Genomic DNA, 14,058 nt, shown 5'->3' on the forward strand with positions numbered 1-14,058 from the left:
CCACGTGGGGATCACCGATGACGCAATCGAGGTACGCGCGCAGGGCTGGCGCCGCCTCGCCGCCCTGCACGGGCTGATCGAGGCCGAGCTGGAACGCCGCCTGCAGGCCGCGCACAAGCTCTCCGTCGTGGAGTACACGGTGCTCGACGCACTGAGCCGCCAGGACGGCTGGCACATGCGGATGCGCCAGCTCGCCCGCGCCGCGGCGCTGTCCAGCAGCGCCACCACCCGCCTGGTGACCCGCCTGGAAGACCGGGGCCTGCTCACCCGCATCCTCTGCGCCGACGACCGGCGCGGCATCTACACCGAGCTGACACCGGCCGGGCAGGCCCTGCTGCACCAGGCCCGCCCCACCCACGACCAGGCCCTCGCCGAGTCGTTGCGGGAAGCCACGAAACATCCCGAACTGGATGGGCTGGTCAGCTTCCTACAGGCGTGAAAAGTGTCGTACCTCTGTTCTAGGCTGCCGCCATGGTGTTCGTGACCCGTGAAGAGTTCGATCAGTCGGTGGCCGAGGCGCGCAAGGCCGCACAGGCCTATTACGACAGCGGCGACGTCGTGATGACCGACGCCGACTACGACGTGCTCGCCGACCGCATCGCGGCGTCGCTGAAGGCAAACCCGGACTGGGACGACCAGGGCGTCACCACCGAGGTCGCGGCGGGCTCGTCGGCCGGTGGCGACGTGCGGCACCCCACGCCGATGCTCTCGCTCGACAAGATCACCACAGCCGACGAGGTCACCGAGTTCGTCGCCACCCTCGGCGGCGACGGCTGCCTCGTCGAGGTGAAACTCGACGGCCTGGCGATCCGCGCGGAGTACGTCGAGGGCCGTTTGACGCTTGCCGCACTTCGTGGTGACGGCAGCACCGGCGAGGACGTCACCGCCCAGGTCCGCAAGGGTGTCGCCGGCCTGCCGGTCGCGCTCACCGGCGACTGGACCGGCGAGGTCCGCGGCGAGGTCTACATGACGGTCGCCGACTTCGAGACCGCCAGCGCCAACCGGGTCGCCGCCGGTGCCAAGGCGTTCGTCAACTCGCGCGGCGCGGTCGCCGGGTCGATCCGCAGCATCGACCGCACCTACGACACCCCGATGACCTTCGCGGCGTACGACGTGAGCGGCACCTTCGACAGCCACCTGGAGCGGATGGCGTTCGCCGCCGGGCTCGGCTTCCCCGCCGCCTGCGACCTGATTCCGTCGGTGGCCGGCGAGCGGTTCACCGCCGAGGAGGTGACCGCCGCGATCGACGAGATCGGGTCGCACCGCGCCGACCTGGTCTTCCCGATCGACGGGGCGGTGATCAAGGCAAACCGTGAGGTGACCCGCCGCCGGCTCGGGCTGGCCAGCCGCACGCCGTATTGGGCGGCGGCCTTCAAATACCCGCCGGACACCGCCGCCACCGTGCTGCGCGACATCGAGGTGCGGGTCGGGCGCACCGGGCGGATCACCCTGCGCGCCGTCATCGACCCGGTCTACGTGGCCGGCACCACGGTGACCCGGGCGACCCTGCACAACCCCCAGTGGGTGCTCGACCAGGGTCTCGCCATCGGTCAGACCGTGGCGGTGTGGCGGGCCGGCGACGTCATCCCCCGGGTGACCACCCCGATCGGCGAGCAGCCGCACGGCCTCACCCCGTGGACCCCGCCGGAGGTGTGCCCGCAGTGCGGCGAGCCGTGGGACAAGTCGAGCCTGCTGTGGCGCTGCCACACCGCTTCCTGTTCCGTCGTCGGGGCGATCACCTATGCCGCGAGCCGTGAGTGTCTCGACGTCGACGGCCTCGGTGAGGAGATCGTGATCGCGCTGGCCGAGGCCGGTCTGGTCAAGGATCTGGCCTCCCTGTTCGACGTGACTCTCGATCAATTCACCACGCTGCGCACCGGTGACGGCAGCCGCCAGGTCGGCGCCTCGACCGCGGGCCGCATCATGACCGGGTTGACACGGGCCCGGGAGCAGCCGTTCAACCGGGTCATCACGGCGCTCGGCATCCGGATGACCGGCCGCTCGGTCGGCCGGTGGCTGGCATCGCGGTTCAAGACGATGGACGCGCTGCGCGCCGCGACCGTCGAGGAGATCGCCGAGATCGACAAGATGGGCCTGATCAAGGCACAGCACGTCGTCGACGGCCTGGTCGCGATGAGCGACGTGATCGACCGGCTGGCCGCGCACGGGCTGTCGATGGCGGTGGTCGACGACGGTTCGGCGAAACCGCTGGCCGGCCAGGTCTACGTGGTCAGCGGCAGCGTCCCCGGTTACACACGCACCACGGTCAACGAGCGCATCGAGGCCCTCGGCGGCACCGCCAGCGGCAGCGTCTCGGCCAAGACGACAGCGCTGGTCACCGCCGAGACCGGCACCACCAAGGCGAAGAAGGCCCAGCTGGAGATCCCGATCCTCGACCCGGAGGAGTTCGCCCGGATGCTGGCCTGAGTTTCACGGCGTCCCAGAAGGGTAAGTACCGCTGCCCGGCACCCGATCAGTAAGGGTGTGCCGGAGCAGCTCTACCTCGGCGGTAACCTGATCATCATGGTCGCCTACATGGCGATCATGATGGCGATCGTGGTGCCCGTGAACCGGGCCGGTCAGCTGCGCACCAACAAACTCGCCGTCGCCACCGCGATGATCTTCTTCAGCTGTGCGGTGGGCCACGGCCTGCACGCGCTCATGACGATCCGGGGCGCCGGCCACGGCCACTCCTCCGCGTCCTGGCTGTGGGCCACCGCGATCTGGGACGCCGTCACCGCCATGATCGGCATCTATTACTGGACGCTGCGACGCGGTTATGCGGTGCTGCTCGGCCCCGGTGCGATCTACGTCGACCCGTGGGGTCAGCACCGCCTCGACGAGGCGAGCGCCCGGGAACAGGCGGCCGTGAACGAGGCCGCCCACCAGCAGGCCATCCTGGCGACCGTGGTCGACCACATCGACGATGCGATCATCGGGCTCTCGCCGCGGGGCACGGTCACCGCCTGGAACCGCGGCGCCGAGAAGCTGTTCGGCCTGCCCGCACGCGAGACACTGGGTGCGCCCGTGACGGTGCTGAACCGGCCGGACGAGCTGCTCGACCGCATCCGCAGCGGCGCGACGGGCCTGCACGACGAAACCGATTGGGTACGCGAGGACGGCGCCACGATCCGGATCGCCGTCGACATCGCCCCGATCTGCGACGCCGCCGGTGAACTGATCGGCGCCTCCGTGGTGGCCCGCAACATCACCGCCGCGATGGAGGCGGCCGAGCAGCAACGTGCCATGGCCGAGCGCAGCCATCAGGCGCAGCGGATGGAGAGCCTCGGCAAACTGGCCGGCGGCGTGGCCCACGACTTCAACAACATCCTCGCGATCATCCAGAACTACACCGAGTTCGCGGCCGAGATGTGCGAGGACAAACCCGAGGTACGCGCGGACCTGGCGCACGTGACGACGGCAGCGGAACGCGCCACCAACCTGACCCGGCAGTTGCTCACGTTCACCCGCGGCGACGCCGTACAGCCGCAGGACATGGACCTGAACCCGGCGGTCGCCGAGGTGGAGGCGATGCTGGCACGCACGATCGGCGAGGACATCACGCTGATCGCGGTGCCGTCCGGCCGGCCGATCTTCGTACACGCCGACCCGGGTCAGATCCAGCAGGTACTGCTCAACCTGGCGATCAACGCCCGGGACGCGATGCCGGACGGCGGCACCCTGGTCCTGGAGGTCAACACGGCCACGCTCGGCGGCGACGAGATGGACATGCAGCCGCCGCTACCGGCCGGCGTGTACGCCCGAATCCTGGTCAGCGACACCGGCGAAGGCATCCCACCGGAGGTAGCCGAACGCATCTTCGAACCGTTCTTCACCACGAAACCGCACGGCAAGGGCACCGGACTGGGCCTGGCCACCGTGTACGGCATCGTGGCCGAAGCCGGCGGCGGCATCAACCTGTACTCGGAGCAGGGCATCGGCACCACGTTCCGGATATACCTGCCGCTGGTGCCCGAGGGCGCCGCCCCGCACACCCCGGCCGCCCGGATCACCCCCGCCGACGGCGCCGGGCGTACCGTCCTGGTCGTGGAGGACGAGCCGGCGCTGGCCCGCGTCGTCACCCGCATCCTGGCCGGCGGAGGCTATCGGGTGGTGGCCGTGAACAACGGCCCGGAAGCCCTCGACGCCTTCGGCACGCAGAAATGCGACGTCCTGCTGACCGACGTCATCATGCCGGAGATATCCGGGCCCCGGCTGGTCGAGCTGCTGCACGAACGCCGGCCTGATCTGCCGGTGCTGTACATGTCCGGGTACAGCAACGGACTGCTCGGGACCACGCACATCCTGGACGACGACATCGCGTTCATCGAGAAGCCGTTCACCGGCCAGGACCTGCTCCTCAAACTCGGCGATGTGCTGATCGGGGTCCGCTCGGAGGCGTGAGAACCCACCCGCGCGCAACCGGGCGGTGCTGCGGGACCGCTGTCCGCCGCCCCAGCGGCCTGGCCATGCGCACCGACGACCTCGCGGTGCACTACCAGGCCGTACTCACCCTCGCGGGGATCCTGCTCTGGACCACATCATGATTCGAGAGACGGTTCCTGGGCGTCGTTCTTGCCCCAGTTGCCGAGTGCGACGATCGCTTCGCGCAAGGCGAGCCCACGATCGGTCAGCGCATAGGCCCGGGTGTTGTGCCGAAGGGGCAGGCGGACCAGCACGCCGGCCGCTTCGAGCTCGCGCAGGCGTGTCGCGAGCATGTTCGTCGGCACGCCGAGGTCGCGCTGCAGATCGCCGTAGCGTTGTGGCCCGTCGAGCAGCCGGTCCACGATGAGCAGGGCCCACCGTGCTCCGACGATGTCGAGGGCCGCCGCGAGGTCGCTCACGCGGCCGGATCGGCGTCCGCCTTCATCCAGAACGGTGAGTAGTGGTAGCCGTCGGGGTCGTCGAACTGGCGCTGGTACATGAAGGGGTAGTCGTCGGTGTCACCGATCCGCCCGCCGGCGGCGCCGGCGCGGTCAACGAGCTCGTCGACCGCCTCGCGGCTGCCCAGGTTGAACGAGACGGTGACCTTCGAGGGCGTCTGCGGTCCGCCGATCAGCTCTTCGACTCCGCCGACGCTCGCGTACATCTCGCGGCTGCCGAGCATGACGTACTGCTCGGGCGCGATCGCGAAGCACGACACGTTGTGGTCGGACATCTCGGCGTTGAGGACCCAGCCGAGGGCCGTGTAGAAGGCGGTTGCGCGCTCGACGTTCTCAACCGGGCAGGTGATGAAAAGGCTCATACGGCCATGCTTGCAAAATGCAAGTAGCCCGTCAAGGGGCATGCGGCCTGCGCAAGCGTGTCCCGCGGTGACGAGCAGGCTCATCGGCCGGCAGCGCGACTCCGCGGCAAGACGGACGTTCGGCTTGCGAACGAAATGTTCACGGTGTCTCTGGCGTAGCGGGCGGCGATGTGCCGGGACCGTCGCGGAAGGCCAGCCCGGCCGCGTCCAAGGCCGAGCGCAGAAGGCCCATGGCGTAGGGCCCGACGCCGTGCAGTGCCTGCACCTCGCCGGCGCTGAGCCCGGCCACCTGTTCGAGCCGGACCACTCCGCGCCCGGTGAGCGCCCGGGTCGCGGCGGCGCCGAGGTGCGGCAAGGGGATGCCGGGTTCCGGTGCTGAGCGGCCGCCGGCGGCCCGGGGATGTCCCTCGTGATCCAGAACGGCGCCGCCGCGCGCGGAGAGCCGGTACCCGATATCCAGTGATTCGGTCAGGCCGCGCTCCTTCAGTTTGCGTACGTTCTGTTTGAACGAGGGGGTGTCGCGACCCATCCGTTCGGCGAGGTCGGGTGCCCGGGTGGCCGGCAGTTCGTCGATGAGAGAGAGCGTCGCCCGGGTCCACGGGCCGGTCGACGAGGCGCGGTCGAGCCGGTCGAGCCACGCGCCGATCGCGTCCATCTCGGCAGCGTCGGGTACCACCTCCCGCAAAGCCTGCCGCGGGTCGGCGCCGGCGTACCGCAGCCCGATCCGGTACACCGGCCGGTTCCGGGTGCAGGCGGTCCAGTCCCTGCCGCAGCGCCGCCAGCGAAGCCGCCCCGGCCCGGCGCGCGTCCGCAGCGGTCAGCGTCTCCACCGGCACACGGTCGACGGACGTGACCTCGACCAATCCGACCGCGGTACGCATCCGGGTACCGGCCTTGACCCGAGGCCGCTCCCACCGGCGGAACGCCACGTCGACGTCGCCGGCACGGATCGCCGCCAATTCTGTGGGACGCATCTGCACGCACCAAGTTCAGCACAGGCCGTCGCCCATCCAACGGGACCTGCGGCAACGCCGGATGACAGTCTGATCGCCGCAGTCACCCGAGATCTTCGCTCAACGTCTGCGACATAGCCTGGAATCCGTGGAGCGGGTGGACGCAATGAGCCAGAAAGTGCTGCGACTCGTCGGCTACTGGGACGACCCTTCGACGCCTGACGGCTGGCCGGATGTCCACGACTTCCTCGATGACAGCTTGCCGGCAGAGGAACGTGACGCGGTGGTCGCGTATCTGCGCTCGGGGACGGTGTACGTGGCCTTCGCGGGACTTTCGGTTTGCCGCGTATGCGGCGTCCTCAATGGCAGTACCGAGATGACCGACGGCGAGCACTTCGTCTGGCCTGAAGGCTTGAGCCACTACGTAGAGTCACACGGCGTCCGCCTCCCGGCCGAGGTCCTGGAAGTCGCTCGCCGAGGCCTCATCCGGCCCATCGATCTGCTTGCATTCGAGCGGGCACTGTTCGAGACACGGGAGCTGACTATCGACGAGCGATGGTGGCGAAGTCTGTCAGCGATCACCAGCCGGCGTGCCAGGCATCCCGCGTCCGATGAGCACCAGTGAGGGCACCCAAACGATGGGCGCAGGGCTCGTCGTGGCCGCGCCGTTCGCCATCCTCGCCGCCCTCGCCGGCGGCGGCGTGCCGGACCCGCACGGCGACGGCCGCAGCAAGAGCAAGGCATGCCGGCCGGCCGCAGCGAGAGCAAGGCGTGCCGTCCGGGCCTGACCCGCTTCAGGCGCTCGTCGCACCTGAAGCGGGTGGGCCGCTGGTTACTGCTTGCCGGAAACCGCACGCCTCACCCAAGGCCGCCGGAGACCGCGCGCCTCACCCAAGGCCGCCGGGAACCGAGCGCCTCGCCTGGGGCCGATCCCCGGTCGCCGGGGTTGGTCGCGAAGGGCGGTTACTGCTTGGTGTGGTTGGGCTCCTCCAGTGCGGGTGCCGGCTTCGGGGTTGCGACGGTGGAGGCGCTTGCTGCTCCCAGGCGTGAGAGCAGGCCGGCCAGGTCAACGCCGGTGAGGTCGGAGCCGAGCTGGAGGCCCTGGGCCACGTTGTTGGCCACCGACTTGGTCAGCGACGATGCGCCGTCGGTCGAGATGACGGTCATCTTGTCGATGGCGCCCATCGGGGCGGCAGCGGCCTCGACGACCTGCGGCAGCACCTTGACCAGCAGGTCGAGGACGGCGGCCTCGCCGTAGGCGCTGAACGCCTCGGCCTTGCGCGCCATCGCCTCGGCCTCGGCCTGACCACGGGCCAGGATGGCCGCGGCCTCGGCCGTGCCCTCGCGCTCGATCGCCTCGGCGATCGCGGTACGCCGGCGCTGCTCCGCCTCACCCTCCTTGGCACCCTCGATGGCGTGCGCCTCGGCGAGCGCGGCACGACGGGCTCGCTCGCCCTCACCGGTGAGGCGGGCCTGCTCGGCGGACGCCTGCGCGGCGGCGATGGTGGCCTGACGCTGGGCGTCGGCGCCGATGACCGCGGCGTTACGGGCGGCCTCGGCCTCCTGCTCCACCTTGTACCGAGCGGCGTCGGCGGGCTTGCGGACCTCGGTGTCGAGCTGACGCTGCTTGAGCTCGGCGTTGCGCTCGGCGACCTTCTGCTGCTCGGTCAGAACGGCCTGCTCACGCTCGGCCTGGGCGAGCGGGCCGGCCGCTGCCGATTTCGCCTTGGCAGCGTCGATCTCGGCGGCGATGGAGGCCTGCTTCAGCGACAGGTTGCGCTGCGCCTCGGCGATCGCCTCCTCGGCGAGCAGGCGCTCCTGCTCGGCGGCCTGCCGGGCGCGGGCCTCGGCGATCGCCGCGTCCTTGAGCACGCGGGCGGCCTCGGGACGGCCCAGGTCCTGAAGGTACGAGCCCTCGGCCAGGATGTCCTGCAGCTGGAACGTGTCGAGCACCAGACCCTGGTTGGTCATCGAGTGCTCGGCTTCCTCGGCGACCGCGCTGGCAAACGCCGCCCGGTCCCGGATGATCTCCTCGACGGTGAGCCGGCCGACGATCGAGCGCAGGGCGCCGGCCAGGACCTCACGGGTGAAGTCCTCGATCTCGGCCTGCTGGTGCAGGAACCGCTGGGCGGAGGCACGGATCGCGTCCTCGGTGCCGCCGACCTTCACGATCGCGACGCCGTGCAGCTCGGCACGGATGCCCTGCTTGGAGACCGCGCCCTTGATGCTGACGTCGATGCGGCGGCTGGACAGGTCGAGCGACTGGAGCCGCTGCACGACCGGCATGACGAACACCGAGGCGCCCATCACGACTTTCTGCCCGGAGAGGTCGGTGCTGCTGGTGCCGTCGGCCGACTGGGTCACCCGGCCCTTGCGGCCGGTGATGATGAACGCTTCGTTCGGCCCGGCGACCTTGATCCGGGACAGCACGAAGAGAACGACGAGAACGATGAGCAGGACCACGCCTGCGATCGCGATCAGAAGGGGTGACATCTATGCCTTTCCGGTGGGCGGGGTCGCCTCGACGACGACGCTGGTGTCGGTGGGTGCTTCCACCACGAAGATCGGGGTGCCGGCCGGAAGGGCCTGCTCGGCACGGGCGTAGAGCTTGACCGGCTGCCCGCCGAGCCGGACGCGCACCTCGCCGTAACCGCTGCCGGCGGGCACCGCGGTCACCACGACGCCCATCGTGCCGATCAGGTGCAGTCGGGTGGGTGTGGCGTCGGTGGGCATGTCGCGCGCGGCGCGGGAGAAACGCAACGCGAGCCAGGCGCCTGCGAACGCTGCGAGCAGCGCGATCGCGGCCGCCGCTGCGATAAATCCCGGGGTACGCGCATCGAACAGCTCGGCGGCGATCGCTCCGGCGAAACCGAGCGTGCCGAGGAAGCCGGCGACCGCTTCGAGGGAGACCAGTCCGTCCGCCCCGAAACCACCGAGGTGCGCGATCTCACCGCCGAGGAGAGCGAACGCGAGGATCGCCAGACCGACTCCGCCGATGATCAGAAACACCACGGTCGCCGTCGTCACCGCGAAGCTCCCCCCTGCTCAGACCGGTCATCGACCGGGCCCACAGCGTAGGGCAGCCGCGCTAACAGGGACATGACAGGTGCTGTCATATTTCTCAGGACCAGGCTCCGGCTGGCGATGGGGCCGGTCGTGAAACCTCCAGGGCAGTGGGCCCGGCTCGGCGTGCCGGTCGGGTTCCTCGTCGTGGCCACCGGTTTCACCGCCGGATATCTGACCGGCTCGGAGCCGGTACGCCTGCTGTTGATGCTGCTCTCCGGCGTCCTGGCGACCCTGGGCATCGCGATGGGCGTACGCGTCAACCGCCTGCCCGACCGGCGTCCCTGGCTGCTCACCATGCTCGCGCTGGTGATGCTCAGCACCGCCAACGCCGCCTGGTACATGCCCGCCGCCATCCACGGCGGCCAGGAGACCCCGGCACCCTGGCTGGCCGTGGTGCCACAGCTCGTCGGCTATGTGTTCTTCCTGGCCGCGAGCCTGATGATCGTGCTCCGGCACACGCCGCGGGACGCGAGCGGCACGATCGACGCCGCGGTCTGGGGCATCGCGGCCGCCGCGCCGGTCTGGGAGTTCCTGTTCCGGCCGCAGATGCTGGCCAAGGGCGACACGACCGCCGCGCAGCTGTTCGCGCTCACCCAGCTGCTGGTGCTGTTCGGAATCTGCGGCGCGCTGCTGCGGGTGGCCCGGACCAGCGGGCGCGGCAACATCACGCTCTGGTTCCTCTTCGGCGCGCTGGGGCTGACGCTGCTCGGCACCGCCGTGGTGAACATGCTGCCGGCCGACTCCGACCAGGGTTCGGTGCCGGCGCTGCTGTTCGCGGTCGGGTACCTCAGCCTCGGTGCGGCCGGCCTGCACCCGAGCGCCCACGACCTGATGAACCCGCGGGTGCGTGCCACCGACCGGGCGCCGAAACTGCAGCTCGGCATGTTCGGCGCGGCCATGCTGATGGTCCCGGTCGTCGGTGCGATCGGCCAGCTCGCCGGCTCACCCGTGGACGGCCCGCTGCTCACCATCGCGCCGATGCTGACGATCCCGCTCGTACTGATCCGGATCGGTCGTCTGAACCTGCAGCGCAGCCGTGACCGGGAGGCCCTGGCACACCAGGCGTCGCACGACGAGCTGACCGGGCTGGTCAACCGCCGCCGGCTGTTCACCGTGATGGAGACGGCGATCGCCCGGCACGCCGACGGGCTCGGCGGCGACCTGGCCCTGCTCTACTGCGACCTGAACGACTTCAAGCCGATCAACGACCGGTACGGGCACGAGGCCGGTGACGCGGTGCTGCGCGCCACCGCCCACCGGATCACCGGAGCGGTCCGTTCGGGTGATGTGGTCGCCCGGATCGGCGGCGACGAGTTCCTCATCTTCTGTCCGGATGCTGACAGCGATACCGCGTACGCTCTCGGCACCCGGATCGTGCGCGCCTTGAGCGAGCCCGTCAGTTGGCGTGGCGAGACGCTCCGCGTCTCGACCGCCCTGGGTACCACCGTCTGGACGCAACGCAGAACGGTCGGCCCGGACGACCTTCTGGCGATCGCGGATGCCCAGATGTACGAGAACAAACGCACCCAAAGTCACCGATCCGTCTATTGCCTCGATGAGGCATCCTCGCCCACACTGCGGACAAGTCGCATGTAGATCGGGGGGCGACTGTATGACGAATCGCCGCAATTTCATCAGGGCCGGCGCCGTAGCCGGCGGGGCAGTCGTGGCCGGCATCGCCGCCGGCGCGGCCACCGCTCCACCCGCCCGCGCCGCGGATCCGGTCACCGACCGGCTGTCGCTGCTGTCCTGGCACGCCGCGCTGGCGAACCGGCGGTACGAACCGGCCGTCGTCGCGGTGATCGGCTCGTCGAGCACCGAGGGAGTCGGCAGCGCGTACGGCCGGGGGTACGTGTCGGTGCTCGCCGACAACCTGCGGCACGCGTTCGGTGTGCCCGGAGCGCCGGGCGGGGCGAACTTCGTGGCCGCGTGGGGCCGCCCGGACCGCTGGCCGGTGCTGGCGTCCGGCGGCAGGCCGGCGCCGCCCGAGGACGGATGGGCGCTGAAGGGGTACGACCTGCATGGCGGTTCGCTCACGCACTCCTTCACCGGGACGAGCGTGCAGGTCTGGTACGCGGGTGGCCGGTTCCAGGTCACCGTCGACGGCCAGGTCTCGGCGGTCGCCGGCGGCACCACCTGGTCGTCCGGGCCGCTGCCGGCGGGCAGCCACACGATCGCGGTCAGCGGGGTGGGCCGGATCAACGGCTTCGTCACGTTCGACGGCGACGAGAACCGGGGCATCCAGGTGTGGAACGGCGGGCACGGTGGGCGTACGACGGGAAGTTTCGCCTCGAACGTGCCGGCGTGGGCGCCGCGGCTCGCGGCGATCCGGCCGCATCTGGTGATCCTGCAGCTCGGGGTCAACGACTGGCGCACCGGTGTGCCGGGACCGACGATCAAGCGGAATCTGAAGACGGTGATCAAGGCGGTCCGGGAGCACTCCGACCCCTCGTTCGTGATCTACGGGTCGCCGCGGGTGGGGCCCGGGCGGGCGCACGGTTTCAGCCGGCTGACCGATGCGTGGCAGGAGGTCGCGGACGAGGACAGCGAGGTCAGCTACTTCGACCTGTCGGCCCGGCAGCTGCCCCCGTCCGGGGACAACAGGCTCGGGCTGTACTGCGACGATCTGATCCACATGACCGACAAGGGCGCGGCGCACACGGCCGACGCGCTCACCGGTTTCCTGTCACCGGGTTAGCCCGACGGCCTCGATCAGCTGCTGCGGCGAGAGCTCACCGAGGGCGATGCGGTGCGGGCGCAGTTCCCAGAGCGAACCGGTACGCCCATCGTCCTCCACCACCAGGACCCGCAGCCCGGGGTGGCGCCGCAGCAGCCGGGTCAGCACCGCCGGATCGCTGTCGCCGCCGAGGTCGGTAATCAGCACCCCGGCCCCGGCGACCACCTCGTCGAGCGGCACACCGGGCGGCACCTCACGGACGGCGGCACCGTACGCGTCCCCGAGCAGCGTTCCCACCACGCCGCCGAGCACGCCGCGAAGATCGAGGAGAACGGTCACCTGTCGCACGCCAGTCCTGTCCTGCTGGAGGTGTCCCCGCAGTGTCCGTGCCCGCCCGGGCACCACACCATGAGACGGCGGATCCAGACCGGGTTCAGACCCGGCCCTGATCCCGGTGCCGGCGGGCCCAGGCAGCGGCCTCGGCACGGCGGCGGATCTGGAGCTTGTCGAAAATGTTGTGGATGTGGTTCTTCACCGTCGACGGCGCCATCGAGAGCCGGTCGGCGATCTCCCGGTTGGTCAGGCCGTTCTCGATCAGCGCGACGATCTGCAGCTCCCGGCTGGTGAGCTCACCGCTTTCCAGGAAGCCGCCGCCGCCGGTCATCTCGGCGACGCGATGCAGCAGCCCGGCCAGTACCGCAGGCGGGCAGACCGCCTCACCGCGTCCGGCGCGTTCCAGCGTCGCGATCAGGTCGGCGATCGAACCGTCGCGGGGCACGTAACCGGCCGCGCCCGCCTCGACACAGGCGACGATCTCGATGACGTCCTCGGCCACGCCCAGCACGACCACCCGCGACTGCGGCGCCACGGCCCGCAGCTGTGTCAGGATGCCGACTCCACCCGGTGTGGTGCTGTCCACCAGCACCAGATCGGGCCGGTGCCGCCGCACGCACTCGACGCCGGCCGGGCCGCTGCCGGCAGTGCCGGTCACGGTGAAGGTTCCCTGGTGGCGCAGCACATCCGCGAGTCCCTCACGGTAGAGGCGCACCGCCGCGATGATCACAATTCTCATGAGCCCCTGCCCCATTTTGGCCTGTCCCCCGGGGGCCACGACATACGTGATTACGCGTAGCCGCTGATCGAGACGGCGCTCGACCGAATCATCCGATGCGGCAGATTCCGGTACCGCGCGACGATGCTGGAATGACCGCCGCCGAGATCGCCGCCGATCACGGAATCACCCCGCGCGAACTGGCCGTGCTCACCGCCTTCGCCGAGGGCCTGCCGGTCGCCGCGGCCGCGCGCCGGCTGGGAATCTCCCCGCGGACGGTCGCCAAGCATCAGGAGAACCTGCAGCGGAAGCTGTCCACGGCCGACCGGCTCAACACGGTGCTCCGGGCTCAGTGGCTGGGCCTGGTCCCGGTTCCGGATCCGACGGCCCATGGTGGACCCCCCGTGCGGGCGGCGAGGATCCGGCGATGCGGGTAGCGATCCTCGGCCAGGTCCGGCTCTTCCGCGAGTCGATCCGGGCGGCACTGGCGCAACTCTCGCAGGTCACCGTGCTCGGCGACGCCAGCCCGGACGCCGCCGGGATGACCCGGATCCGGCGGCTCGGCCCGGACGTCGTGCTCGTCGACGTGACCCCGGCCGGCGTCCGGGACTCGTTGCGCGCGCTGACCACCGGCCTGCCCGGGATCCGTACGGTCGCGATCGGGGTACCGGACAGCGACGACGACGTGATCGCCTGCCTGGAGGCGGGTGCGGCCGCGTGCGTGCACCGCGACGGTGACCTGTCCCAGCTCGTGGAGACGCTGCGGCAGGTGGCCGCCGGAGCGGTCGTGTGCTCGCCGTCGATCACCGGCGGCCTGTTCCGCCGGCTCGCGGTACTCGCCGACCAGCAGCGCGGGGTCACCCCGGCCACCCCGCTGACCAGCCGTGAGCAGGAGATCGCCGCCCTGCTCGCCGACGGCCTGAGCAATCGCCAGATCAGCCGGCGGCTGTTCATCGAGGTCTCCACGGTCAAGAACCACGTGCACAACATCCTGGAGAAGCTGCGGCTCAGCGGCCGGTCGCACGCCGCGTCCTGGTACGAGGCCCAGCGCCGCTGAGCCCTTCCC

Annotated in this window: 17 protein-coding genes; 10 read left to right on the forward strand and 7 right to left on the reverse strand. The window is 70.5% G+C overall.

The annotated features are described in order from the left end of the window. Positions 1-4: 4 nt before the first annotated feature. From B0I29_RS23035 to B0I29_RS45875, 4 genes are read left to right on the forward strand one after another with little or no spacing between them, the layout of a single operon-like run. On the forward strand, positions 5-439 hold the full coding sequence (locus B0I29_RS23035) for a MarR family winged helix-turn-helix transcriptional regulator (RefSeq protein WP_111651132.1): 435 nt from the start codon (positions 5-7) through the stop codon (positions 437-439). 32 nt (positions 440-471) lie between these two features. Then, the gene (gene ligA / locus B0I29_RS23040; RefSeq protein WP_111651133.1) at positions 472-2,427 is read left to right on the forward strand and encodes an NAD-dependent DNA ligase LigA; all 1,956 of its coding nucleotides are present in this window, start codon (positions 472-474) and stop codon (positions 2,425-2,427) included. A 57-nt stretch (positions 2,428-2,484) separates the two neighbouring features. Then, positions 2,485-4,404, forward strand: coding sequence for a hybrid sensor histidine kinase/response regulator (locus B0I29_RS23045; RefSeq protein ID WP_245972688.1), 1,920 nt, complete (start codon positions 2,485-2,487; stop codon positions 4,402-4,404). Beyond that, positions 4,401-4,547 carry a hypothetical protein gene (locus B0I29_RS45875; protein ID WP_181557935.1) on the forward strand — a complete coding sequence of 49 codons (147 nt, stop codon included), beginning with the start codon at positions 4,401-4,403 and terminating at the stop codon, positions 4,545-4,547. Before B0I29_RS23045 ends, B0I29_RS45875 begins: the two co-directional genes overlap by 4 nt. On the opposite strand, the gene B0I29_RS23050 is transcribed toward B0I29_RS45875, so the two are convergent. From B0I29_RS23050 to B0I29_RS23060, 3 genes are all read right to left on the reverse strand, one after another. Continuing rightward, complete coding sequence (locus B0I29_RS23050; protein ID WP_111651134.1) at positions 4,542-4,844, reverse strand: winged helix-turn-helix transcriptional regulator; 303 nt, start codon at positions 4,842-4,844, stop codon at positions 4,542-4,544. The genes B0I29_RS45875 and B0I29_RS23050 overlap by 6 nt on opposite strands. Next, positions 4,841-5,245 carry a VOC family protein gene (locus tag B0I29_RS23055; protein ID WP_111651135.1) on the reverse strand — a complete coding sequence of 135 codons (405 nt, stop codon included), beginning with the start codon at positions 5,243-5,245 and terminating at the stop codon, positions 4,841-4,843. The genes B0I29_RS23050 and B0I29_RS23055 overlap by 4 nt, the downstream gene beginning before the upstream one ends. A gap of 139 nt (positions 5,246-5,384) precedes the next feature. After that, positions 5,385-5,978, reverse strand: a complete 594-nt coding sequence (locus B0I29_RS23060) for a helix-hairpin-helix domain-containing protein (RefSeq protein ID WP_220091391.1) — start codon at positions 5,976-5,978, stop codon at positions 5,385-5,387. Between the two features lie 368 nt (positions 5,979-6,346). On the opposite strand from B0I29_RS23060, the gene B0I29_RS23065 reads away from it, so the two are divergent. Both B0I29_RS23065 and B0I29_RS45880 read left to right on the forward strand, forming a co-directional pair. Continuing rightward, a complete protein-coding gene (locus tag B0I29_RS23065) occupies positions 6,347-6,823 on the forward strand; it encodes a hypothetical protein (protein ID WP_111651136.1) in 477 nt (158 codons plus the stop codon). Further along, positions 6,810-6,986, forward strand: coding sequence for a hypothetical protein (locus B0I29_RS45880; protein WP_181557936.1), 177 nt, complete (start codon positions 6,810-6,812; stop codon positions 6,984-6,986). The genes B0I29_RS23065 and B0I29_RS45880 overlap by 14 nt, the downstream gene beginning before the upstream one ends. Positions 6,987-7,161: 175 nt before the next feature. Here the strand turns inward: B0I29_RS45880 and B0I29_RS23070 are convergent, their stop codons facing one another. Together B0I29_RS23070 and B0I29_RS23075 are read right to left on the reverse strand one after the other, a co-directional pair. Next, positions 7,162-8,691: a flotillin family protein gene (locus B0I29_RS23070; protein WP_245972689.1), complete on the reverse strand. Its 1,530-nt coding sequence runs from the start codon at positions 8,689-8,691 to the stop codon at positions 7,162-7,164. Continuing rightward, positions 8,692-9,225, reverse strand: coding sequence for an NfeD family protein (locus tag B0I29_RS23075; protein WP_111651137.1), 534 nt, complete (start codon positions 9,223-9,225; stop codon positions 8,692-8,694). It lies immediately after the preceding gene. 129 nt (positions 9,226-9,354) lie between these two features. Between B0I29_RS23075 and B0I29_RS23080 the strand changes: the two genes are divergently transcribed. Further along, a complete protein-coding gene (locus tag B0I29_RS23080) occupies positions 9,355-10,860 on the forward strand; it encodes a GGDEF domain-containing protein (protein ID WP_181557937.1) in 1,506 nt (501 codons plus the stop codon). Positions 10,861-10,876: 16 nt separating this feature from the next. After that, entirely contained in the window at positions 10,877-11,962 is a 1,086-nt protein-coding gene (locus tag B0I29_RS23085; RefSeq protein WP_181557938.1) for an SGNH/GDSL hydrolase family protein, read from the forward strand. Here the strand turns inward: B0I29_RS23085 and B0I29_RS23090 are convergent. Both B0I29_RS23090 and B0I29_RS23095 read right to left on the reverse strand, forming a co-directional pair. After that, complete coding sequence (locus B0I29_RS23090) at positions 11,951-12,280, reverse strand: hypothetical protein (RefSeq protein ID WP_111651139.1); 330 nt, start codon at positions 12,278-12,280, stop codon at positions 11,951-11,953. The genes B0I29_RS23085 and B0I29_RS23090 overlap by 12 nt on opposite strands. A 94-nt stretch (positions 12,281-12,374) precedes the next feature. Further along, positions 12,375-13,013, reverse strand: a complete 639-nt coding sequence (locus tag B0I29_RS23095) for a LuxR C-terminal-related transcriptional regulator (protein WP_181557939.1) — start codon at positions 13,011-13,013, stop codon at positions 12,375-12,377. Between the two features lie 131 nt (positions 13,014-13,144). Here B0I29_RS23095 and B0I29_RS23100 point away from each other — a divergent pair, with 131 nt between their 5' ends. Both B0I29_RS23100 and B0I29_RS23105 read left to right on the forward strand, forming a co-directional pair. Further along, positions 13,145-13,429, forward strand: a complete 285-nt coding sequence (locus B0I29_RS23100; RefSeq protein WP_220091392.1) for a response regulator transcription factor — start codon at positions 13,145-13,147, stop codon at positions 13,427-13,429. After that, positions 13,420-14,049, forward strand: a complete 630-nt coding sequence (locus B0I29_RS23105) for a LuxR C-terminal-related transcriptional regulator (protein WP_111651142.1) — start codon at positions 13,420-13,422, stop codon at positions 14,047-14,049. The genes B0I29_RS23100 and B0I29_RS23105 overlap by 10 nt, the downstream gene beginning before the upstream one ends. The last annotated feature ends 9 nt before the right edge of the window (positions 14,050-14,058 follow it).

The organism is Actinoplanes lutulentus, from assembly GCF_003259845.1.
GTDB classification, from domain to species: domain Bacteria; phylum Actinomycetota; class Actinomycetes; order Mycobacteriales; family Micromonosporaceae; genus Actinoplanes; species Actinoplanes lutulentus.